The sequence below is a fragment of the Acinetobacter halobius genome, from assembly GCF_044130335.1.
Lineage (GTDB): Bacteria > Pseudomonadota > Gammaproteobacteria > Pseudomonadales > Moraxellaceae > Acinetobacter.
On record NZ_JBIQOD010000004.1, the window covers coordinates 35,632 to 59,930 of the forward strand.

Here is a 24,299-nt window from a genome sequence, read left to right on the forward strand (position 1 = left end):
TTTATTTATATACTAATTTTTCGTAGAACAATATTATAGATGTTGAATTCCATTCATTTGTGCTTTAGTCGTTTTTTATTGTTGTTATGGTTACCGATTAATACGGCCTATGCTGAAAATGAAGATGTCTATTTGGTTGAGTTTATGGGCGATGAAATTTTTCATCATTATCAGGACTTAGCGGAACAACATGAAGAAGAAGAAAAAAATTATACACTGATGAATAATGATTTTTATGAGAATGAGTATATCCGAGTATTTAACTATACAGCTTACAATGTAGATAGTTTGAGCCATAAATTAGGGACTGGAGAGTTTCACAGTTCTGATTTGGATGCGCTTAGCATTTCATTTGGTTATGGTGTAGAAATTAAGGTTAACAAAAGAAATAAAATTGGATATGAGTACCTGTCAAGTTTTCCCTATGATCGTGGGCAGTTGATACGGATTTTTTGGGTGCGACTGTTTTAAAGATTGCGTGTGAATACAGAGTGTAGCTCAAATAGGTTCAGCATATTCTCAATAAGAATGCTTGCATAGGCTCCGTATAGGAGACTTTAAACATCAAAAATATGATGTTAGGTTTCGGCTAAACAGTGCTTTAATTTCAGTAGGGATGAGGGCAGTTTGGAATTTAAATCAGATGTTTAGTAGATTTTTTGAAATGTCTGTTTCCCTCTTTTAAGCGATAAAGCTGTGATAACGGAATAAAAAACGCGACTCATCGTCGCGTTTTTTAGATAAGAAAATTTATGCACTTTTTACATTTTGTGGTTTTAAACTTTGGGTTAAGCCATTAATGTCACCGCCTTGAATCCCTAGTTCATTCATTAAACTATCAATCAAAGGTGCTTGAGTGCGATAGCGTAGGGCACTGTTTACCACCTGATCGGACAGTGCTACAGAGGATTGTTCTGTGCCATCTGAGGATGTTGATGATACTGTGCCTACATTTCCTAAGCCATTGACTTGTAAGATCTTAATGTCATCAATGTTTTCCATTGGTTTAACACTTTCACGAATGATTTCTGGTAAGTATTTCAATAGCGCCAAACGAATTTGCATTTCCACCTGTTCAGGGGACAGTACATTGTTGGCTTCATTCACTGCACGTGTACCATCGGCATCGACTTGGTATTGTTTTTCCATCGCCTGCGCTAAAAGAATTTTGGCATCTGATTCACCTTTAGCTTTTAAGCGAGCTTGCTCGGCTTGAGCTTCTGCTGCAATACGAACTGCTTCGGCATCATCTGCAGCAGCTTGTTTACCTGCTTCAGCAGCCACGGTAATCGCAATTGCATCTTTCTCAGCGGCTTGTTTTGCAGCGACCAATTCAACAGCTTTTTGACGCTCAGCACGTTGTGTTTCACGGACTGTAATCACTTCTTCTTCAGCTTTAACCGCTTCAGCACGAGCACGGTCAGCAGAGGCTTTGGCTTCGGATTCTTCACGCGATTTTTCAGCAATTGCAATGGCACGAGACTGTTCTGCAAGTTCAATAGTTTTCTTCTGTTCAACCTGAGCTTGTTCAATAATTTGTGATTTTTGAATATTTTGACTTTCTACATCTCGTGCAGCACTGATGCGTTTTAGTTCAACTTCACGTTCAGCTGCAATACGTGCCTCTTCTGCTTCACGTTTTTTCACAGCTTCTTGAGAAGCAATCTCGGCCAGTTGTTCTGCACGACGAACCGCAATTTCACGTTCTTGTTGTAGTTTTGCGTATTCTTCTTCGCGTAAGATCTGCAAGCGTGCTTGTTCTGCTTCTAGGTTTTTGGTTTTAATGGCAAGGTCAGCATCTTGCTCGATGTGATTTCGTTTACGACGGCGGTCTTCAATGGTTTCAGTTAGCTTGGTTAAACCCTCAGCATCGAAGGCATTTTGCGGGTTAAAATATTTAAAGCCTGTTTGGTCTAGACCTGTTAAAGACACAGTTTCAAGTTCTAAGCCGTTTTTATGCAAGTCTTCAGACACCACTTGTTGTACTTTTTGCACGAAATCTACACGTTTTTCATGTAACTCTTCCATCGCCATTTCTGCGGCAACGGCACGCAGTGAGTCCACAAATTTACCTTCGACTAAGTTTTTTAACTCATTCGGCGACATGGTTTTTTGACCCAAGGTTTGCGCGGCAATTGCAATCGACTCAGCCATAGGCTTTACACGAACATAGAATTCTGCCATCACGTCGACGCGCATACGGTCACGAGTAATTAGTGCTTGGTCATCGGCACGACGAACTTCTAAGCGCAGGGTATTCATATTGACAGGGATAATTTCATGTAGGACTGGTAGTACAATTGCACCTCCACCTAAAATGACCTTTTCACCACCAAAACCAGTACGAACAAAAGAAATTTCTTTGCTTGAACGACGGTATAAACGGGCAATAATAATGCCGATAATGACGAGGGCAGCAAAGATAATCCCTGCAAGAATAAGAATGTTATAGAGATTGTTTGTGAGCATAATGATCTCGATTTTATTTAAAGTTATAAATGAAGAATTAAAAAGTGATTAAACGGAAATGGCCTTAAAGCCAATATGGGTTTTTTGGGTCAAAATGACTTCTTGACCTTGTGAAAAATGAATATCAGCTTCGGGTTCAACCATAATATAGTGGGTTTGTCCAAATTGGTCTTTTACGCGTGCTTGCGCAGGCGAGTTGACTTTCGCTTCTCCCAAAACAATCAAAGCTGTGCGACCAATCAGCTCTTCACTATAAATGGCTGTGGTTTCATCTTGAGGTAAAATCTTGGCAATCAGCATTGCACTATAGCGAATGAAAGGCATCGAGACGACAAGACAAAGTGGTGCGATAATCCATGCACTGAAATATGTGGCAGTGAAGCTCTGAATTATGGATTGCAGAATAAAGCCAGTTAAACTATATAAAGTCAGAAAGATAATCAGCCAGACCAATAAAGGAACACGACCGATAAAGAGCCAGTCTAATAAAGCATTCAGCCAGCCCTGATCAGCATCTAAAGCAATATCAACATCTTTAGACGTACTGAGATCATCGGGTAAGAATTGGTCGAGTAAACCTTGTGAACCTCCACCAAAAACCAATAAAATCAGTTCCAGAAGCCCCAATAGAAACATTAGGCATAAACAAATGCTAAAAATTAAATTAGAAGGGTGAGTAAATAATTCCCACATTTAAAAGATTCTCTATTTTTATGCTGTTGTCTGTTAAGTATAAATTTTTAAACAGAATTGTATTAAAACTGAACTTTAGCATAGCACCCAAATTAATGAATGTCTAAGCGAGTTACAGCATAAATTGGCAAGAGTTTGCATGTGGTTTTATAAAATTCAGACAAAAAAATACGCAATGATTGGGGTTTTCATTGCGTAGAACTACGAATCTGTTGTTACACAGTTTCGGTAAAAAGGAGAAATGTTATATCTCAGAGGTTAATCTAAGCTATGAAGTTATAATAATCGCTGAGGACGGTTATTTCATGAGTATTCACGTTAAGTACTGTAAATTTAGGTTAACAAGCGACGTAAAATGTCACTTTTAAGTTGAAAATAGCTTATTTTATTTTCAAAAAAGCCTTTCTCAAATAGAAAGGCTTCTAGTCGCTCATTGAAACGTATTTTAATTGCGAATCAATTTAGAAGTGAAATACGCCTAAACCAGATTTCACTTCATCTAAAGTTTGTTGCGTAATGTCGCGACATTTGTCTGTGCCTGTTTTCAAAATATCCATGATGTAATCAGGATCTTTTGCAAGTTCCATACGACGTTCACGAATTGGGGTAATCAGTTCCTTCAACACGCCTTCAAGGCGTTTTTTCACAGTACCATCACCTAAGCCACCACGACGATAATGTGCTTTGAGTTCTTCAACTTCTTCTTTGTTTGGATCAAAAGCATCTAAATAAGTAAATACAATATTGCCTTTGACTTGACCTGGATCTTCAATACGTAAGTGGTTCGGATCAGTGTACATTGCATTAACTGCTTTTTTGATGTCTTTATCTGATGCATCAAGCACAATCGTATTACCCAACGATTTAGACATTTTGGCTTTGCCATCAAAGCCTGGTAAACGGCCTACGTTCGAAAGTAGCGCTTTACACTCTGGAAGTAATTCTTGACCAATTTGGCGGTTTAAACGACGCACGATTTCATTGGTCTGTTCGATCATTGGAATTTGGTCTTCACCCACAGGTACAACCGTTGCTTTAAATGCGGTGATATCTGCTGCTTGTGCAACTGGGTAGCATAGGAAACCCGCTGGGATATCACGCTCAAAACCACGCATCTGAATTTCAGATTTGATCGTGGGGTTACGCTCTAAACGAGATACGGTCACAAAGTTGAGATACAACATAGTCAGTTCATTCAGTGCAGGTAAGCTGGATTGCACACAAATGGTGGTTTTGGTTGGGTCAATACCCACGGCTAAGTAATCAGTAGCAACTTCAATAATATTGCGGCGTACTTTTTCAAAGTTATCTGCATTGTCTGTGAAAGCTTGTGCATCTGCTAAGAGTAAATGCTGATGGTGAGAATCCTGTAAACCTACGCGAGAACGTAAAGATCCTACAAAGTGCCCTAAATGAAGTTGTCCCGTTGGACGGTCGCCTGTCAAAATCACAGGACGGTTGTCTTGATTACTCATTACTTATTTCCAAAGTCGTCTTAGCGACATGCTATTTTCAAAGAATGCAGACATTGTACGGCATAATCTTTTTGAATGTCAGTGTTAAAAAAATGGGAGCGAAAAAAATATAAAATTCAGGCAAATTTCAAAAAACAAATATTCAAAAGGCTAAATCACAGATTAAAATGTCAAAATTCTTAAGATGGATAAAAATAAATGGCGAGTAGCTTATTAATATTACTAGACGATATTGCCACGATATTAGATGACGTTGCTGTCATGAGTAAAATGGCAGCGAAGAAAACAGCAGGGGTTCTTGGTGATGACTTAGCTCTAAATGCGCAGCAGGTGAGTGGAGTTCGTACTGACCGTGAGTTGCCTGTAGTTTGGGCGGTGGCCAAAGGCTCATTTATTAATAAACTGATTTTAGTCCCTGCTGCGCTGTTGATTAGTGTGGTTGCCCCGTGGTTGATTACGCCTTTACTTATGATTGGTGGTTTATTTCTATGCTATGAAGGGGTGGAGAAAGTTTTACACAGCCTGCATCATAAAAAAGCCAAAACTGAAGAAGAAGCCAGTCATGAAATAGCAGCGATTGAAACGGATTTGGCAACTTTTGAAAAAGATAAGGTCAAAGGGGCGATTCGTACCGACTTTATTTTGTCGGCAGAAATTGTGGTAATTTCATTAGGAACTGTAGCTGCTGCTACTTTTTCGACCAAAGTCATGGTGCTATCCGTAATTGCTATCATTATGACAGTAGGGGTATATGGTTTTGTCGCAATGATTGTCAAAATTGATGATTTGGGATTGTATTTGACTGAACAGGCGTCTTCTGTGAAGCAAAGTATTGGTCGTGGTTTATTGGCTTTTGCACCGAAGTTGATGAAGACTTTGACCATTGTGGGAACGATCGCGATGTTTTTGGTGGGGGGGGGCATCATTTCGCATGGTGTGCCTTTATTACATCATTTCACTGAAGGTTCAGTGGATTATGCTGAACATATCCCAACTGTGGGTAGCATCGTAGGTGCATTGACACCAACATTGATAAATCTGGTGATTGGTTTTGTGGCGGGTTTGATTGTTTTAGCTATCGTAAGTTTGATTAAAAAAGTTTGGCCGACGTCAAAAAAGGCATAAACTGAATCAGTTAGGCATGAATTAGAAAAAGGAAGCGTGCTATGCGTTGGAAGGGACGTCGAGTCAGTAGTAATGTAGAAGATCGTCGCGGTGGTGGCGGTGTTAAAGCAGGTGGGATCAGCATCTTAGGGTTGATTGTGGCATTTGTGGCATGGAAGTTTTTGGGCGTCGACCCACAGCAGGCGTATCAAGCCACCAAGCAAGTGACGGCTCAAACGGGAACATCTGAAACTCAAGGTTTGGAGAATCCGACACCTGACCAGCAAGAGGCTATTGAATTTGTTGGGACAGTACTGGCAGATACCGAGGACACGTGGAGCCAAGTGTTCCAACAGCAGTTAGGGCAGCAATATGTCCCACCGAAGTTGGTGATGTTTTCTGGCGCGGTGAATTCAGGTTGTGGTACTGCTCAATCTGCGATGGGACCGTTTTACTGCCCTGCAGATCAAAAAGTATATATCGACACCGCTTTCTTTAAAGATATGCGTACGCAGATGGGGATTGGTGGTGAACAAAACCAAACCGAACTGAACCGTCAAGACCAAGCGGGTGACTTTGCTCAAGCTTATGTCGTCGCGCATGAAGTCGGGCATCATATTCAGACGCTTTTGGGTATTTCTGAACAGGTGCAGCAGGCACGTGCGCAGGGTTCACAAACTCAAGGCAATGCTTTATCAGTACGCCAAGAGTTACAAGCTGACTGTTTAGCGGGTGTCTGGGCGCATCATAATAATCAACGTACTCAGTTCTTAGAACAGGGTGATATTGAAGAAGCCATGGATGCTGCAAATAAGATTGGCGATGATTACTTGCAAAAGCGTGCAACTGGTCAGGTTGTGTCAGATAGCTTTACCCATGGAACCAGTCAGCAACGTATGAAATGGTTTGAGACAGGATTCAAATCTGGCCAGCTCAACAGTTGTGATACCTTTAATCAGGCAATTTAAGCTATTTGTAATAAAAAAGGCGATTAAACGCCTTTTTTATTTCGATATATTGGATTTTTATCGGTTTAAGAATTGTTTAAAGTTTCGTGCAACACGCACGCTTACATAAAGTGCGATGAGTGCAAATAGCAATACACCAAAAATCACATACTTTAAGTTACTCACATCGGCACGGTAAAATTGTTGAATCTGCTCTGCTGTGTAACGCAACGTTTTGATTTGCTGAGTACGAGTGTCGAGATAACTGACTTGTTGGATATAATTAAACGGACCTGCTTTGAAAAGTTCAATGGATTGAATTTGACGGGTATGTTGTTCGTTGTAGTCATCCACACAAATGTCAGTTAAATAATGATCGCAACTGAGTTTAGCAATATAGCCTTGATTCGCCACATGCAAATAAATATGCTCATCTGGGGCTTTATTATTTGAAAGTAAAACCAAAGTTTGCTCAGGGCTAGAGTTCATTTTAAAACTTTGTGCTGCGGCAAAATTCTGGTCTGCTTGCCAGATATCTTTGCCTTTAGCAAAACAAGTCAAAAACAACGCAAAAGTTGTTAAGAAAATAATCAGTGCGAAGAACATTCGAAAGACTGTTTTAAAGGTGAATGGCATAGGAGATCAAACTTTAAAAATGGGGAAGATCACGCATAAAAGACATGCATCGGCACTATGTTAATTCATCATCAAAAGAAATGTTAAAAAAATTATTTTTTTCGGGCTTGGGATGTAAAAATGATTAGAATATTTTGACGAAGCATGTTTATGGCATCATTATTTATGGTCTAAATAAGGATCTAAAGTCGTAATCAGCCCCACCGCCCAATTTGGAAGTTCAATGGGAAATTATTTTTTTCTACAAGTTTTTACCGTTATTTTTGCATTATCTATTGCAACCACTATTTTTAATAAACGTATTTTAGGTTTTCCCCAAGCCATCGGCGTGCCGATTGTTTCTGCTATTTTTGTCTTTATTTTGCAGTGGGGTGCAAGTCTGCTAAGTGGCAATCAGTTTATAACCATCAATATTCATAACATTGAAGATGCTGTACGGCACATTGATTTTTATGACTTTCTAATCAATGGTGTGATCTGCTTCATTTTGACCTCATCCGCATTGAAGTTCAAAGTTTCAGATTTACGTAGTCATTGGAAACCGATCAGTATTTTAGCCAGTATTGCGCTGGTATTGTGTGCCGTGTTCTTTGGGGTGGCGCTCTATGGTTATCAGTTCCTGATTGGGCAGCATGTCGATTTATTGGTACTTTTACTGTTGGGTGCCGCATTGGGTGCAACGGATCCGATTGGGATCAAAGGCGTGCTCAGTTCTATACGTGCACCACATCATTTAATGGTCAAGCTCGAAGGCGAATCACTGTTTAATGATGCGATGTGTATTGCCTTGTTTATGACTTTATTAAATGTCTTACAAGGTGAAAACTTTACTGTTATAGGTGTATTACAGACCTTACTCTATGAAATTTTTGTCGCTGTTATTATTGGTTGGGCATTTGGTTTAGGAATTCTGCGTTTACTGCGTGGTAAGCACGAAATGGAATCCCTCATTTTAACCACAGCACTCTTGGCTTGTGGTTCGTATTTGGTTGCATTGTTTGCGCATGCCTCAGCACCGATTGCATGCGTTATAGGTGGTTTGATCGTAGGGAACAAGTGGAAAGAAATTTTACAAGAACGTGAAATACGTGAAGTAAACCATTTTTGGCATACGGTTGAAGGGATTATTAACTCGTTCTTATTTACCTTAATTGGTTTGGAACTGTTTATTTTAGATCTCAGTTTTAGTTTGATCTTTGGTGGCATCGTCGCTTTTATTATTCTGCATGCTTCACGTTTTGCAGCCAACTATTTATCTTTTGCTTTTTTCCCATCTTTCCGTAAGAAAAGCTATAACGGTAGTTTGGCTATTCTGTCATGGGGTGGGGTGCGTGGGGGAATTTCTCTAGCGCTGATCTTAGCTGTTGCCAACGTACCCGAGTTGAGCGAATACAGCAGTATCCTGATCGGCTATACCTTTATCGCAGTGTTGCTCTCAGGGGTTGTTTGTGGTTTGGGATTACCAGCAGTTATGAATGCTTTTTACTACAATCCGAATGAGGAAAAGACTGGTTTTAAGGGCTGGTATCAACGATTATGCAATAGAATGAACCGTAAAGGGTTTAAGTATATCATAGGTGAAGATACGCAAGGCAATGAAACTATTATCGTTTATCAGCCAGAGGCCTTGATTGATATTAAAGCCGATGATGGTATTGCAGCAGTGCATAATCCTGAGCGAGTCCAAGAAGTGAAACGTTTGGAAAGTCCTGATAATTTTTAGTTATTTGGCTGTACTAATACCATAATTGAGATATAGATGTTCTTTTATACATTTAATAGATGATGAAACGTATTGAGTTTCATTTATATCAGGCATTTTCAGAGAATATTAAATTTCAATGAAAATGCTTTTTTGTTTGATTACTTTTGATTTGGGAAAGAAATGGATTAGATGCAGTCTGCATGTAATGGTTATTTGACTGTATTAGAGCTCTTACAAAAGTCAAAAAATGATTATTCACTGGCAACAAAATAAGTGTCGAAAGTCACTTCTCTCTTGGTGATAAGGTGAGGATGAAGGGATATTCTTCATATAAATACTATCTCTAGCCTTACCGTTTAAAAAGGAGAGAGAACTTTCATTATGATTTCAATACAGCTCAAAAAACGACTTATGCAAGAACGCTATTAATCTGCTCGTATTGTGGATGGTGAGCCGTAAATATAAGGATGAGTAAGAGAATAAAAAGATGGTATGTGAAACGAACTAAATGACACAATCGAATAAAGTGGCACTTACAGGGTTGTAAGTGCCAAATCGAGTTATTCTGTTACTTCTACAGTCACGCTATAGGTGTAGGTTTGAGCGGCAGGTTGTTTGGTACTGTCTGGGCTTGCTTCTGGATAGGCTGTCGTAATTAAATAAATACCAGCTTCATTAAATTTAACCTCTACTTCACCTTTAGCATTGGTTTTTACAGGTGGTTGGTCGCGTTTTGCATTTGGTTGGTAACTACTTGCACCTTTAAATACATCAACCTCTAAGTTAGGAACGGCTTTGCCATTCATCAAAACTTGTGCTTTTAATGATTCGCCTGTAAATAGCTCATTAGGATGAGTTAAAAACTTAAACTCAAAACCTTTGTTTTCAACATTCGGGATTGGGCTTGGTTTGCCTTTGGTCACAAAACTTTCAGCAATATAGATATTGGTTGTTTGTACGGTTTTTGCATTTGCAGGAACTTGGTCTTCAGCAACAAAACGAGGCGGCTGATTTGCAGGGGCTTGTTGAGGGGCTTTTTGTTCAGCATTTGCTGGCGGTTGTTGCATTGGTGCTGCATTTGCAGGACGTGGTGGGCGTACACGTAGCCAATGCCCATCAACTAAAGCGTATTTGGTTGGGTTCCCCGTCGCCTCTTTTGTACGGATCCGATAGGTGCCGTCATCGTTTAAATTGAACTCAGCGATATTAAATTTTTTCAGTTCTGCTGCGGCGTTGATTGATTCAGTTTTACCATTGGGATTTGTAACTTGATAACTGGTTTTGAAGTTACGGCTTGGAACAAAGAATTTTTCTACAGTGATACTACTTTGGAAACTTACACTATCAGATTTACTATCAAATACTTCTGGCAATAAAAAAGGGCTAGCGGTATGAGCAAAACTTAATGTTGGTAGCGCAGACAGTAATGCAATCGTAATGAACTGACGCATGAGACTTCCTTATAAAGATAAATAAGCAAAAATGGCAAATATTTGTGACAATTTACTTGATAACGAGTATCAATTTCAATATTATTTCGATAAATTTTTAATCAGCCATCTGAAAAAATAGATGATCAATTAAAAGTTATTTCCCTTGTTTGTGTAGCGTCTAAATTTTGATTGATCTTATTGATTTTACTGAAAATATGGTCAGTATTTAAACTGTGATATCGCTAAACACCAGATGAGCATTAAGATAGAGTTAAGAACATTACTTTAAAATTTATACAGCACTAAATTTGAAGTAAGTCTTGGAGCATGGAACCCCTAGTATGTCATCAACTCAACAACTTTTCCGCCCAGTACAGATAATCTTCCGTTTATCACCGTTGATGGCAGCGTTGGCTGTATTCATGTCACCAATCACAGCGATTCAAGCCAATGAGCAAAGTCTCAGTGAGAATGTGATACAACAATCAGAGTCAGTTCAAGCCCCAAGTTATCGTTTCCATCAAGATCATGTGCTAGGTACTTCTTTAGATGTTGTGGTTACGACATCTCAGCAACAAGATGCAGAAAAGGCATTACAAGCGATTCAGACAGAAATTGCTCGACTTGATCAGATTCTTTCAGTTTGGCGTGATGATAGTGAAATTAGCCAATTAAATCGTGAACACCAAATCTCGGCTTCATCTGAGCTTTATGATGTTGTCGCAGCTTGTGAACAATGGCGCAGTGCAACGTGTGGCGGCTTTGATGCACGTTTGGGGCAATTGACCCAGCTATGGGAACAAAGCAATCAAGTTCAACGTTTAGATGACAATACTCAAGAATCATTATTGCGTCAGTTACAAACTCAGAGTATTGAACTGAATCCTGTAACCAAGCAGATTAAAACACCATCAGCAGTTAAAATCGCACCTGATGCTTATGCCAAAGGTTATGTGATTGACCGTGCTTTGTTGGCGGCAAAACAAGCTGTGCCACATTTACAAGGGATTCTGATTGATATTGGTGGTGATATGCGTGTTTGGGGGCAATCACCTCAACAAGCAGGCTGGAAAGTCGGTATACAAGACCCGAATGAACGTTTTGATAATGTTGCACCAACTCAGGTACTCAACCTGAAAGATCAAGCAGTGGCTTTTAGTGGTCAAGGCTATCGTGGATTCGCAGATCAATCACATTTGTTAAACCCACACACAGGGCAACCGATTCAGAACGTTGAACAATGTGTTGTCGTTGGACAATGTGCTGCGGATTCAGATGCATTGGCAACGGCATTAACCGCAATGCCTGCGCATGAAGGCATGCAATTGATTGAACAACTCGTCGGTTATGAGGCTCAGCTTGTTGCAACAGATGGTACACGTTATCAAAGTTCAGGTTGGTCATCATTATTAGATGCCAATCAACCTGCTCTAATGCGTCATGTTGCGGCGAATGGCGCAGCAACCGCTTGGCCAAAGGGCTATCAAGCTCAGTTAGAAGTGAATATTCCAAAGATTGCTGTCGATAACTATCGTGCGCCTTATGTTTCAGTTTGGGTGACGGACAGCGATAAAAAGATTGTGCGCACTCTAGCGGTTTGGGGTAAAGATGAGAAGTGGATTAACTCTAACTATGTTTGGTGGCGTCGATATGGTCGTCAAATGCCAAACCTAGATGCAGTTGCAAAACCTTCACGTCAACCAGGACAATATAAGTTGGCGTGGGATGGTAAAGACGAAGTGGGTAAAATGGTGAAAGCGGGTAAATATATCATTCATATTGAAACCTCGCGTGAACATGGTGATCACTCTTATCAAACCATTGAGTTGAATGTCACACCAAAATCAGCGACACAAACGCTTCCTGCTCAAGCAGAAATTGGTACAGTTAAACTGAATTTCCAACGTGGTGCTTAAGCTTTAGCATCACTCCATCTATGAGGCTAGTCCCTTGTATCAACGCCGTGATTTTTACCGCCATGCACGTTATGTGCATGGTTGGCTTTCTGCCTTTGCCTTTATCGTTTTGATCTTCTTTGCTGCCACAGGCCTATTTCTCAATAACCCTGATTGGTTTAAATCAAAGAATGAAGAGCAGACCACCACATTCACTTTGCCGCCAACACTGGTTGAGTCTCTGCAAAAACAAGAGAACCCAAGTCAAAGTATTGTTGAATATGTTCGTACAAAACAACCTTTGATTGGTCGTTATAAAAGTAGCGAAGTGATGGATGGTGAAGTGATGATTCGTCTCGAAAGCCCAGCAGGTTCAACAGACTTATGGGTATTGCTCGACAATGGTGATGTTGAGATGACGCAGAAACCAGCCACTACTGTTTCACTATTGAATGATCTGCATCGTGGAAAAAATGTTGGAACAGCTTGGCATTGGTTGATTGATATCAGTGCAATCATCATTATTTTATTATCGTTAGCAGGCTATATTCTGTTCCTGACCATTAAAACCCGTTTAGTGACACATTTGCTTTTAACAGCATGTAGTTTATCGGCAATTATTTTGCTCATTTGGTCTGCTATTTAAGGTGAAAGGATGACTCAAGCTGTACTGACGATTATTGTGATATTGGCAATATTATTGAGCCTACATCTTTTTATAATCGTTTGGTTGTTATGGCAACAACGTCATGCTAAGCAAAAAGCGAATCAAGATCACCCTGCTTATTTAGTGGTGTATGCCAGTCAATCGGGACATGCTGAATCTTGGGCAAAGCATACGACTGAGCAATTACGTTTAATTGATCATCACACTACAATTCGTAATATTCAAGAATTGAGCATTGCTGACTTAACCCAACATCAACGTATTTTATGGGTAGTGAGTACTTATGGCGAAGGTGATGCACCTGATGCAGCTCAGTCATTTGTCCATAAAATATTGTCCCAATCTTTAGATTTATCGCACTTATCATTTGCAGTGCTCGCATTGGGTGATAAACGCTATGCGAATTTTTGTCAGTTTGGACAAACATTGGAACAATGGTTAGTGAAGCAGAAAGCTCAGGCTTTATTTCCGACGGTTCTTGTGGATCAACTCAATAGTCGTGATTTAGAACAATGGTTACTGGGCTTGGAGCAGTTAACCACCACTCAGTTTTCAGCGCTATCCATTGAAAAAGAGAGTGTGGAATTAAAATTTGCTCATCGCCAATGCCTGAATAAAGGCAGTATCGGGGACGCAATTTATAAAATTCAGTTGAGTTTCGAACAAGATTTGGTTTGGTCGTCAGGTGATATTTTAGAAATTCAATGTGAAAATAATACGACTGATATTCACGATTTTTTAGTAGCACAACAGCAAAAAGATGCAGTGGATTTCATTCCTCAACTACGCCGCTTAAATTTAAGAAAACTACCACCTAGAGCCTCGCTTCCATTTGCAGAATGGATTACACAATTTGAATCTCTAGCTCAGCGTGAATATTCGATTGCGAGTTTGCCTGAAAATGGTTTAATCGAATTGGTGGTGAGGCAGCAACAGACTGAATCGGGTTTAGGTTTAGGTTCAGGTTGGTTGACGGTGGGGTTGGAGCAAGATCAATCACTGCAAGCCAATATACGTCATAACCCAAGTTTCCACTTAGCTCATGATGAGCGACCACTGATTTTAATTGGCAATGGTACGGGAATCGCAGGTCTAGTTGCACATTTACGCCAACGTGAGCATTGGGGATATAAAAACAATTGGCTGATTTTTGGTGAAAGACAGCAGCAGTTTGATCATTTATACCAAACAGAGATTCGCTATTGGCAGCAGCATGGTTTTCTGGATCAGGTGGATTATGCTTTTTCACGGGATCAGGCTGAAAAAATCTATGTGCAAGATTGTCTAAGAACACAATCGGTTCAATTACAAGCATGGATTGCACAAGGCGCAGCGATATATGTCTGTGGTAGTTTACAAGGCATGGCGAGTGGTGTGGATCAAGTCCTCAAAGAGATTTTAGGGCATGAACACGTAGAACAGCTTAAGCAGCAACAGCGTTATCAACGCGATGTGTATTAAGGCGTTTGATTAGTCAGATTGGGCTAAGACCAGTGCTTTAATCTTGTCAGCTTTCTCAAAATGATTCAGTCGATGTTCGATGATCCACCAATGAGCAGCTTCCATTAAGCGTTCAGGATCATCATTTTTATTGGCAAAAAAGGCATAGAAAGAAAGTCCAACGTTACTGCCTTTTTTTGCAATTTTTTCATCGCAGACCTGTACGATTTTGGCTTTTAGTTCGGCTCTCATATTATCCTCTAAGCACTGATGAAAGTAGGGTGTAGATCATAGCATTCCCAATATCAGGAATTTTCATAATTCAATTTTTAATATCTAGCTTGAAATCTAAAAAGCCAGCTATAAAAATAGCTGGCTTGTGTTGATCAAGAATAAACCTAGCAGAGAAATTTAGAACTTCTTCTCTAGAGAGAATTGGAAACTAGGCATGCCTTGGTTGGTTCTTGCTTGATATAAACTACCGTCAGACTGATTGGTCAATCGTTCTTTATAATCTGTACTTAAAACATTGTTCAGATTCAAGCTTGCCGCCCAACCATGAGTAAAGCGTTTGGTTGCGCTCAGATCCACACCAAAACGTTCATTGGTGGTTCGATCATAAGGTTGACCATCTAAACCACGCGTAAATTCAGGTGTATAGCTCACATTGATACTGGTAGAAAGTTGCCATGGCTTAAAGTTATAAGATAAACCTGCGCTTGTGTTGTAGGGTGCAACATCACTCACTAAACGCTGATTGTGTTGCTCATCTTCAACTTTGGCACGGATGGTTGATACTTGCCCATTCAACATAAATGAATGACCTGCATCTGTTTGTTTCAACGCATAACGTCCAGAAAGTTCAACTCCATACGTTGTTGCTTCATTTTGGTTTTGTGGACGTTCAACATAGCGAGCGCCTTCAAGTGCAATCACTTTCTCGATATAGTCTTTAATTTTACGGTGATACGCCGTCAAGCTAACTCCACCACTTGCTGAGTCATAAGCCAGTGTTGATTCGGCAGCACGGATTTTTTCTGGTTTTAAGTTTGGATTGCCACCACGATCGGGGTTGTTTAATGAACCCGCATCGCTATCTGTAGAGACTGTTACATTGGGAATGAGGCGGTCTGTCTTTGGGCTGCTAAACGCTTGGCTGAGATTAGTTTGAATCGACCATTGTTCAGTCAAGTCAAAACGGTAAGCCAGTACAGGACTCAAATGTTGATCTTGATAATCGACTAAACCTGAGCGTTTTAACCATTCTTGGCGCGCACCCAAAGTCACAGTTTGACGATCTGTAAAACGCCAACTTCCCTCAGCATAGAGGGCATAGCGTTGTTCATCTAAGCTTTCGCTGACATTGCTCTCTAGATTATTACTACGTAGGTCAGTACCAAATTTAATTTGACGATCTGGGTCTAATTTACGCATACCATCATAAGCTAAACCATATTCATTAATGGTTTCATCGGTATAAATGGTATTTTGAGGTGAGCGTGTGAGTTGAGTTTCGGTTTGGCGTTCAGCAGATAATTTGATTTTATCGCTGAGATCTTTGTCTTTACGCTCATAACGTGTGTTTAAACGAATGCTATCATTCTTATCATCTTGAGGTTGATTGGTAGAAGAACCTTCTATTTTCATGTTGCGATAGGATAATTCAGCAATCAATTTTTGTTGATCATCAAGCTCATATTCCAAACGTGGCATAAACATCTGCATGGTACGGTTAAGAGTACGTAATTGCTCTCGCGTTTCAGTTGCAGTTTCAGTTTTAGTAAGCGACGTATTATCAACCCACATTTGATTTGCAGCAACACTATATGACCAAGCATTGTCACGGCCATCGGCTTGGACACTGATTTTCTGCTCACTCTTAGATTGTTTTTCAGAGCTTTCATACTTGCCATAACCGACTTTGACTGAACCACTTAAGCGATTATTCAGAGGTTCTTTTAGAATAATATTGATCACGGCTGATGATGCAACGGAAGCTTGGGCAACACTTGGTTGCTTAACCACTTCAATGCGTTCAATCATTTCAGGGGTAAGGGTATCAATAATAGACATCCCACCACGAGGCCCCCCTTGTACTGGCTCACCATTAATTAGAAATGTGGGACCAGCACCACCGCGAAAACGCATTCCAGAAGCACCACCACCACCGCGAGGATCTTGCCCAGGTGTTGGAAGCTGAAAACCTGCAGAGCGGCGTAAAGCATCCATGACCGATTGATCGCCATATTGCAGCATTTCATCTCGGGTAATGACTGTTTTGGCTACAGCACTAATATCATCATCTTTTTGTTTTTGTGGCTCTTCATCCGCTTTAAAAGAGAGTGTGGGTAAAACTTTTGGGGTCGATTCATTATCAGGGGGAACACTTGTATCAAGTGCAAATATGGATGAACTGATACTGAGTAATGTAGAGCTAAGTATGCTCAGCTTTCCATAGTAGAACGGATGTCCCATTAAAATACCCCAAAGAAAAATCAAATTATTTTGTATGTATCGTAGTGTAAAATTATGTAGAAAAATGCAACTTTTTCTAAAATAATTATAGTTGCACACGAATTTTTAGAAAATTGTTATTCGTGACTTTATGGTGAGTTATTTTTAGTCGTCAAAAAAAGGATAGGTCTGCATGGCGGAGGCGATAGTTAAAGAATTGGCACCCATGATTTTTCAAGTGATTGCCCAAATTCCGTATGGTCGTGTAGCGAGTTATGGACAAATTGCACGTTTAGCAGGCATCCCAAAACATGCACGTTTGGTGGGCTATGTGCTGAAACATATGGATGCAGACAGTAGTTTGCCTTGGTATCGGGTCATCAACTCACAAGGGAAAATTAGCCTAAGTAAACTCAATGATCAGGGACAGAATATTCAAGCACAGTTACTTATGGCAGAGGGTATTTTAGTGATTGGGGATAAAGTGAAAATGAAAGAGTTTCAATGGAATATTTAAAATAGACATGCTCTACCTCCGTGGAAGTAGAGCATTTGATATATTACTGACGAACAACTAAAACAGGAATGTGCGCTTCACCTAAAACACTTTGCGCAACGCTACCTAGGAATAAACGCTTTAAACCTGTACGACCATGAGAGCCGATCACAATCAAATCTGCCTTAGATGTTTCAGCTTCTCTGATAATTTCACGGTGAATCACCTGACCTTCAAGTAGTTTTGCTTCAACAGGAATATCGAGATCACTAAATTTAGCTGCTGCTTCCTCTAAAGTTTTCAAAACAGAAGTACGCGCACGTTCAATTAAGTCATTGGTTTGAGTTGCAGAAATATATTCAGCCGCAATATAAGGGTCAAGTGCAAGCACCTGAACGACTGTAATTTTACCGCCAAATGCTTTTGCAAGTTCAGCCGCTTGCGCAACTGCTGCATATGAAGTTTCGGAACCGTCTACTGGGACTAAAATGTTTTGGTAAGCCATTGTTGTTTCTCCTTATTATCCACTCTGATTATGTACAAACTGCTGTTCTAATGTATCACTGTTCAAATACAGCCCATACCTTGATATTAGCTGTATTTTTTAAAGAATAAAACCTAGTAATTTCATACGGATATTTGTATATGAAATGCTAATTTTTCACTTCTAAATTAGCATAAAAGCGCGTGAATAATAATCAATTTAACACTAAAGTTGAATGTAAATGTAGCGTTTAGGAAACGTAGGCTTTGTCTAAAAAATAGCATATATTTATTAATAACTTACTACTTTATAAATACGATGACAGATACGAATCAACTGAATTGGCAATGGACAAATTTAGATAATATTGAAACTGCTTGGGAGGACGATCTTTGGGATCGTAAGCGTTTGGGTGTTCAACTGACGAATTATGTCGATCGTTTGCAGTGTGGGGCTGTACTCGCTTTAGATGCCCGTTGGGGTGAAGGAAAAACGTGGTTTGTAAGACATTGGCAAACACATTTAGAAGATAAAAATCATAATGTGATTTATTTGGATGCATTTGCAAATGACTATTTAGATGATCCTTTTTTAGTTGTGACTTCAGAAATTACAAATACTTTAAGTAAAGATAAAAAGACCAAAAGAAAGGTTAAAAAACTCATAGATTTATCCGCATCTGTAGGAACAGCATTGTTGCCATCTTTACCGAAAATTGCATTAACGCTTGGGCTTCATTTAGTTGGGGCTGGTTTTTTAGGTGGAATCTTGCAGCAAGGTTATGAAAATGCGCAGGATGAAATAGATAAATTATCAGATGAGACGAGTGATCGAATTAAAGAAAGTATTCAAGAGAAAATTGCAGGTCATGAAGCTGAAAAGAAAACTTTAGAAGAATTCAAAAAACATCTAGCTCAAACAGTTGAAAAGTTAGACAAACCACTAGTTTTTATTATTGATGAACTTGATCGTTGTCGTCCTGATTTTGCAATTCGTTTGATTGAGCGTATTAAACACTTTTTTGATATTCCTAAAATTGTTTTTGTTTTAGTGATGAATAAGCCACAATTGCTACAATCAGTTAAAAGTTTTTATGGCTATGATTCAGAAATGAATGGAGATTACTTAGAAAAATTTGTTGATTTCACAGTCCATTTACCAACTAGTAAAGATGCTTATGATTTTGAAGAAGTAATAAAATTACAACTCTTTCGAATAGGGGAACTCAATTCTTTTGAAGATACTAATGAGTTGTTTTATTGGGCACTTGGATTGCAATTAGATAAAAAATTAAACAGTAGAGAGTTGAGTAAAAGAATAAATACATTTGCGTTGTTGCGAACTCTAGATCAAAAGAAAAATCTAATTTTACTTAGTTTAATAATGGGACAAGAACCTTATGTGAATTATCATATTTATGTAGATTCAGTTGCTAAGAAATTAAATAATTACTTGTGTAAGGATAAAAGAAGTTTACTAAGAAAGCATAATTTGCACGTAATGGCAAATAAAGGTATTGATGATATAAATGAATCTGAATGGTATCGTATAATTTTGAATCATGATCTGAATATAGAAAATACGTTTATAGATCAGCTACTGAATGCTTATAATGTTGCTAGAAACAGTAATGACTCAGAATATCAACTGAGTGTTTTTTTAAGAAATGTCTCAATCTGTGATTTTGATCATTCAAATAATTTTATAAAAAATTGGGAAAATTATATTAAAAGAGGACTTTAACTTTCTATAAAATTGGTTATAGCGTTAATATCATCCGTCTGTAACTGCTCACGCATCTTTAAAAACTGCTTTTCATCTAGGTCGTAGAGCTTCAGTGCAAGCAGTTTTTCGATGTCTGCTTCGGGAAAGCGATATTTAATAATCTTGGCAGGTACTCCACCCACAACAGCATAAGGTGGAACATCTTTGGTCACGACAGCACCTGTTGCCACCACTGCACCTTCACCTAACTCCACACCTTGCATAATCATGGCACGAGAGCCAATCCAACAGCCATCCCCAATGATGGTATCACCTGTGGGAACAAAACTACGTGTATCAAAAGGAAAAGCTGAAATCCAGTCAGTACGATGCAGTTGGTTACCACCCATCATAATTACGCATTCTGCGCCAAAACAAACGAAGTTACCGATATAGAGCTGATCAATCGGTTTATCTACGGTCGAAGGCTTATCATGCAAATAACGCACAACACAACGTTCAAAACCCTGATCCCAATACGCTGAGTAGTAAGAATAATTCCCTTTAATGTGAATATTTGGATTCTTCACCGTTTTAGAGATGAACTCAAACTCACACCAGTGTTTGACAGGAGAATTGATCAAAGGTTCAGACATAGAATGATAACATTGCAGGGTGTAGGGAATTATAACAAATAAAAGTCTTGCTTTGAAAAAGAGAGGGGAATGAATGCCTTAAATCTAACACTCTCTTGTTTGATGTACCTCTTTGTAATGAAATTTCCCTTGTCCATAATAAGAGGATAAAGGAGAGGTATTTTGGGAAATATAAAAACAAAAAACCCCTCAATCGAGGGGTTTTACAGCCGTAAATATCAAAGAAACTTAGATATATGCAACTTTTACAATTTCGTATTCAACTTCACCTTGAGGTGTTTGAATTTTTACTTCGTCGCCTTCGCTTTTGCCCAAAAGGCCACGTGCGATAGGAGAGTTCACTGAAATTTTATTGATTTTAAAATCAGCTTCGTCATCACCCACGATCATATAGGTCTTTTGTTCTTCGGTATCTAAGTTTTCGATAGTGACTGTCACCCCAAAAACTACACGACCATTTTGTTCAAGTTCTTTGACATCAATCACTTGAGCTGCACCCAATTTGCCTTCAATGTCTTGAACACGACCTTCACAGAAACCTTGTTGCTCACGGGCAGCATGGTATTCCGCATTTTCTTTTAAATCCCCGTGCTCACGTGCTTCAGCAATTGCCGCAATAATACGTGGACGTTCAATACTTTTTAATTGATGTAATTCTTTCTCTAAGGCTAACTTGCCTTGGGGAGTCATAGGATAACGTTGCATTGTTGTCCCTCAAGTCTGTGAGTGTAAAAAATATAGGTTTATAAATGAAAAAAGCCCGCCACCGAGAGGTGACGGGACTTCTCGGTAAACGAATTAACCTACAGTTTGTAAATCTTGCAAACGGTATACATCCATTGGCAATTGAATCGCAAAAGCTTGGCATACAGCATCAGCACCGTTCAAGGTCGTTGTGTTATACACTTTCGCTTGAAGCGCTGAACGACGAATCGAGAACGAATCTTGTTGAGCCTGTTTGCCTTCAGTTGTATTGATAATGAGGTGAACTTCGCCATTTTTCAAGCGGTCCACGATATTAGGACGACCTTCAGTGACTTTATTTACACGTTCACACTCAATACCAGCAGCTTTAATAAACTCGTAAGTACCGCCAGTTGCAAGTACTTTGAAACCAAAGTCTACTAATTTTTTCGCAATACCAACAGCACGAGGCTTGTCTGAGTCACGCACAGAGATAAATGCATGCTTTACTTCGCCTTCTGTAGGAAGACCTGGTACGCGTTCATTCGAGCCTAACACAGCTTTGTAGAAGGCTTCACCAAATGTTTTACCTACACCCATGACTTCGCCTGTAGATTTCATCTCAGGGCCAAGAATAGGGTCAACACCCGGGAATTTGTTGAATGGGAACACCGCTTCTTTTACAGAGAAGTGAGTCGGGATGATTTCTTTCGTGAATCCTTGAGATTCTAAAGACTGACCCGCCATACAACGTGCAGCCACTTTCGCTAAAGACTCACCGATACATTTAGAAACGAATGGCACAGTACGCGACGCACGTGGGTTCACTTCTAGGATGTAAACGTCTTCGCCTTTCACAGCAAACTGTACGTTCATCAAACCAACCACGCCAAGCTCTTTCGCCATCGCAACAGTTTGACGACGCATTTCGTCTTGGATTTCAACTGAGAGCGAGTACGGAGGAATCGAACATGCTGAGTCACCTGAGTGAATCCCTGCTTGTTCAATGTGCTGCATAATACCGCCAATCACAACGTCTTTACCGTCAGATACACAGTCTACGTCAACTTCGATCGCATCATCTAAGAAACGGTCAAGAAGAACAGGCGCTTCATTTGATGCTTGAACTGCATCACGTAAGTAGCGCTTAAGCTCTTCGTCGTTGTATACGATTTCCATCGCACGACCACCGAGTACATAAGAAGGACGTACCACAAGTGGGTAGCCTACTTTCGATGCTTCAGCCATACCTTCTTCAGCAGATTTTACGATGCTGTTGTTTGGTTGACGAAGTTGAAGACGTTGAATCATTTGTTGGAAACGTTCACGGTCTTCTGCACGGTCAATCGCATCTGGTGATGTACCGATAATTGGCGCACCCGCTTCTTCTAAAGCACGAGCCAATTTAAGCGGAGTCTGGCCACCATACTGAACGATAATGCCTTTTGGCTTTTCAGTACGTACGATTTCAAGTACATCTTCCAAAGTAATTGGTTCGAAGTACAAACGATCAGATGTGTCGTAATCCGTTGAAACTGTTTCAGGGTTACAGTTCACCATGATGGTCTCGTAGCCATCTTCACGCATTGCAAGCGCTGCGTGTACACAGCAGTAATCGAATTCGATACCTTGACCAATACGGTTAGGACCACCACCGATCACCATGATCTTATCTTTGTCAGATGGGTTTGATTCACATTCTTCATCGTAAGTTGAATACATGTATGCAGTGTCAGATTCAAACTCTGCTGCACAAGTATCCACACGTTTGTAAACTGGAGTCACGCCCAAGTTCCAACGGTGCTTACGGAATTGTTTTTGTGAAATACCCATTAAGTTCGCGATGCGAAGGTCAGATAAACCTTTGCGTTTGAACGAACGAATGTTATTCGCATTCAAATCACCAAAACCTAGGGTTTTGATTTCATTTTCAGTTTTGATGATGTCTTCGATTTGGATTAAGAACCAACGGTCAATTTTGGTTGCTTCAAAAACATCGTCTAAGCTAAAACCGTGACGGAAAGCATCAGCTACATACCAAATACGCTCAGGACCCGGAACTTTAAGCTCTTGAAGAATCTTTTCGCGTGCGCCTTCAGCACCCACTTCGATTTTTTCGTCAAAACCAGAAACACCCACTTCAAGACCACGAAGCGCTTTGTTTACAGACTCTTGGAAGTTACGACCAATTGCCATGACTTCACCCACAGATTTCATCTGTGTCGTTAAAGTCGCGTCTGCTTGCGGGAATTTTTCAAAGTTGAAACGTGGAACTTTAGTTACCACGTAGTCAATTGCAGGTTCGAATGACGCAGGAGTAGTACCACCTGTGATGTCATTTTTCAATTCATCAAGGGTATAACCAACAGCCAGCTTCGCAGCGATTTTTGCAATCGGGAAACCTGTTGCTTTTGATGCAAGAGCAGATGAACGTGATACACGTGGGTTCATCTCGATGATCACCATACGGCCAGTATTCGGGCAAATACCGAACTGAACGTTAGAACCACCCGTTTCCACACCAATTTCACGAAGAACTGCTAAAGATGCATTACGCATCAATTGATATTCTTTATCTGTCAATGTTTGCGCAGGTGCAACAGTGATTGAGTCACCTGTATGCACGCCCATTGGGTCAAAGTTTTCAATTGAACAAACGATGATACAGTTGTCGTTTTTGTCACGAACAACTTCCATCTCGTATTCTTTCCAACCAATTAAAGATTCATCAATCAATAATTGTTTAGTTGGTGAAAGGTCGAAACCGCGTTCACAGATTTCAAGGAATTCTTCACGGTTATATGCGATACCACCGCCTGAACCACCCATCGTGAATGACGGACGGATAATCACAGGGAAGCCGAAGCGCGCTTGAATCTCTAAAGCTTCTTCCATGTTTTCAGCAATCGCAGCTTTTGGACATTCAAGACCAATTTTACGCATTGCTTCATCAAACAGTTTACGGTCTTCAGCTTTTTCAATCGCTTCTTTGGTCGCGCCAATCAATTCAACATTGTATTTTTCTAAAATACCGTTGGCATCAAGTGCAAGCGCACAGTTTAATGCTGTTTGACCACCCATTGTTGGAAGGACAGCATCTGGACGCTCTTTTTCAATGATTTGCGCAACAGTCTGCCAAGTGATTGGCTCGATATACGTTGCGTCTGCCATTGTAGGGTCAGTCATAATGGTCGCTGGGTTAGAGTTCACCAAAATAACACGGTAACCTTCTTCACGAAGGGCTTTACACGCTTGCGCACCTGAGTAGTCAAACTCACATGCCTGTCCGATGACAATCGGACCTGCACCAATAATTAAGATGCTTTTAATGTCTGTACGTTTAGCCATGATCGCTTC

20 protein-coding genes are annotated in these 24,299 nt (G+C 39.9%); 9 read left to right on the forward strand and 11 right to left on the reverse strand.

The features are described from left to right. Positions 1–39 precede the first annotated feature (39 nt). Positions 40–471, forward strand: a complete 432-nt coding sequence (locus ACE01U_RS05360) for a hypothetical protein (RefSeq protein ID WP_291373579.1) — start codon at positions 40–42, stop codon at positions 469–471. A gap of 279 nt (positions 472–750) precedes the next feature. On the opposite strand, the gene ACE01U_RS05365 is transcribed toward ACE01U_RS05360, so the two are convergent. From ACE01U_RS05365 to trpS, 3 genes are all read right to left on the reverse strand, one after another. After that, entirely contained in the window at positions 751–2,469 is a 1,719-nt protein-coding gene (locus ACE01U_RS05365) for a flotillin family protein (RefSeq protein ID WP_395578891.1), read from the reverse strand. Between the two features lie 48 nt (positions 2,470–2,517). After that, on the reverse strand, positions 2,518–3,162 hold the full coding sequence (locus ACE01U_RS05370) for a YqiJ family protein (RefSeq protein WP_086208071.1): 645 nt from the start codon (positions 3,160–3,162) through the stop codon (positions 2,518–2,520). A 461-nt stretch (positions 3,163–3,623) separates the two neighbouring features. Continuing rightward, positions 3,624–4,637: a tryptophan--tRNA ligase gene (gene trpS, locus ACE01U_RS05375; RefSeq protein WP_395578892.1), complete on the reverse strand. Its 1,014-nt coding sequence runs from the start codon at positions 4,635–4,637 to the stop codon at positions 3,624–3,626. A gap of 198 nt (positions 4,638–4,835) precedes the next feature. Here trpS and ACE01U_RS05380 point away from each other — a divergent pair, with 198 nt between their 5' ends. Next, the gene (locus ACE01U_RS05380) at positions 4,836–5,762 is read left to right on the forward strand and encodes a DUF808 domain-containing protein (protein WP_110974360.1); all 927 of its coding nucleotides are present in this window, start codon (positions 4,836–4,838) and stop codon (positions 5,760–5,762) included. A 41-nt stretch (positions 5,763–5,803) separates the two neighbouring features. Further along, entirely contained in the window at positions 5,804–6,709 is a 906-nt protein-coding gene (gene ypfJ, locus ACE01U_RS05385; protein WP_395578893.1) for a KPN_02809 family neutral zinc metallopeptidase, read from the forward strand. A gap of 57 nt (positions 6,710–6,766) precedes the next feature. On the opposite strand, the gene ACE01U_RS05390 is transcribed toward ypfJ, so the two are convergent. Next, positions 6,767–7,324 carry a hypothetical protein gene (locus ACE01U_RS05390; protein ID WP_395578894.1) on the reverse strand — a complete coding sequence of 186 codons (558 nt, stop codon included), beginning with the start codon at positions 7,322–7,324 and terminating at the stop codon, positions 6,767–6,769. A gap of 223 nt (positions 7,325–7,547) precedes the next feature. Here ACE01U_RS05390 and ACE01U_RS05395 point away from each other — a divergent pair, with 223 nt between their 5' ends. After that, positions 7,548–9,047, forward strand: a complete 1,500-nt coding sequence (locus ACE01U_RS05395) for a cation:proton antiporter (RefSeq protein WP_086208066.1) — start codon at positions 7,548–7,550, stop codon at positions 9,045–9,047. A 542-nt stretch (positions 9,048–9,589) separates the two neighbouring features. Here ACE01U_RS05395 and ACE01U_RS05400 read toward each other — a convergent pair. After that, on the reverse strand, positions 9,590–10,480 hold the full coding sequence (locus tag ACE01U_RS05400; RefSeq protein ID WP_086208065.1) for a DUF4198 domain-containing protein: 891 nt from the start codon (positions 10,478–10,480) through the stop codon (positions 9,590–9,592). Between the two features lie 323 nt (positions 10,481–10,803). On the opposite strand from ACE01U_RS05400, the gene ACE01U_RS05405 reads away from it, so the two are divergent. The 3 genes from ACE01U_RS05405 to ACE01U_RS05415 are packed head-to-tail and all read left to right on the forward strand — an operon-like array spanning position 10,804 to position 14,485. Then, complete coding sequence (locus ACE01U_RS05405) at positions 10,804–12,378, forward strand: DUF2271 domain-containing protein (RefSeq protein WP_395578895.1); 1,575 nt, start codon at positions 10,804–10,806, stop codon at positions 12,376–12,378. Positions 12,379–12,412: 34 nt separating this feature from the next. Then, positions 12,413–13,003 carry a PepSY-associated TM helix domain-containing protein gene (locus ACE01U_RS05410; protein ID WP_086208063.1) on the forward strand — a complete coding sequence of 197 codons (591 nt, stop codon included), beginning with the start codon at positions 12,413–12,415 and terminating at the stop codon, positions 13,001–13,003. Positions 13,004–13,012: 9 nt separating this feature from the next. Continuing rightward, positions 13,013–14,485, forward strand: coding sequence for a sulfite reductase subunit alpha (locus tag ACE01U_RS05415; protein WP_086208062.1), 1,473 nt, complete (start codon positions 13,013–13,015; stop codon positions 14,483–14,485). A gap of 9 nt (positions 14,486–14,494) precedes the next feature. Here the strand turns inward: ACE01U_RS05415 and ACE01U_RS05420 are convergent, their stop codons facing one another. Both ACE01U_RS05420 and ACE01U_RS05425 read right to left on the reverse strand, forming a co-directional pair. Further along, complete coding sequence (locus ACE01U_RS05420) at positions 14,495–14,716, reverse strand: DUF6500 family protein (protein ID WP_395578896.1); 222 nt, start codon at positions 14,714–14,716, stop codon at positions 14,495–14,497. Positions 14,717–14,875: 159 nt separating this feature from the next. Further along, a complete protein-coding gene (locus ACE01U_RS05425; protein WP_395578897.1) occupies positions 14,876–16,939 on the reverse strand; it encodes a TonB-dependent receptor plug domain-containing protein in 2,064 nt (687 codons plus the stop codon). Between the two features lie 172 nt (positions 16,940–17,111). Between ACE01U_RS05425 and ACE01U_RS05430 the strand changes: the two genes are divergently transcribed. Then, positions 17,112–17,435: an MGMT family protein gene (locus tag ACE01U_RS05430; protein WP_119063140.1), complete on the forward strand. Its 324-nt coding sequence runs from the start codon at positions 17,112–17,114 to the stop codon at positions 17,433–17,435. 43 nt (positions 17,436–17,478) lie between these two features. Here the strand turns inward: ACE01U_RS05430 and ACE01U_RS05435 are convergent, their stop codons facing one another. After that, positions 17,479–17,919: a universal stress protein gene (locus ACE01U_RS05435; protein ID WP_086208058.1), complete on the reverse strand. Its 441-nt coding sequence runs from the start codon at positions 17,917–17,919 to the stop codon at positions 17,479–17,481. Positions 17,920–18,216: 297 nt separating this feature from the next. Here ACE01U_RS05435 and ACE01U_RS05440 point away from each other — a divergent pair, with 297 nt between their 5' ends. Next, entirely contained in the window at positions 18,217–19,641 is a 1,425-nt protein-coding gene (locus tag ACE01U_RS05440; protein ID WP_395578898.1) for a KAP family P-loop NTPase fold protein, read from the forward strand. Here ACE01U_RS05440 and ACE01U_RS05445 read toward each other — a convergent pair. The 3 genes from ACE01U_RS05445 to carB all read right to left on the reverse strand — a co-directional run bounded on the left by ACE01U_RS05445 (position 19,638) and on the right by carB (position 24,290). Next, positions 19,638–20,258 carry a CatB-related O-acetyltransferase gene (locus ACE01U_RS05445; protein WP_395578899.1) on the reverse strand — a complete coding sequence of 207 codons (621 nt, stop codon included), beginning with the start codon at positions 20,256–20,258 and terminating at the stop codon, positions 19,638–19,640. The two genes, ACE01U_RS05440 and ACE01U_RS05445, sit on opposite strands and share 4 nt — an antisense overlap. 228 nt (positions 20,259–20,486) lie before the next feature. Further along, complete coding sequence (gene greA, locus ACE01U_RS05450; RefSeq protein WP_004695598.1) at positions 20,487–20,963, reverse strand: transcription elongation factor GreA; 477 nt, start codon at positions 20,961–20,963, stop codon at positions 20,487–20,489. Between the two features lie 93 nt (positions 20,964–21,056). Further along, on the reverse strand, positions 21,057–24,290 hold the full coding sequence (carB, locus tag ACE01U_RS05455; protein ID WP_291373561.1) for a carbamoyl-phosphate synthase large subunit: 3,234 nt from the start codon (positions 24,288–24,290) through the stop codon (positions 21,057–21,059). Between the last annotated feature and the right edge of the window lie 9 nt (positions 24,291–24,299).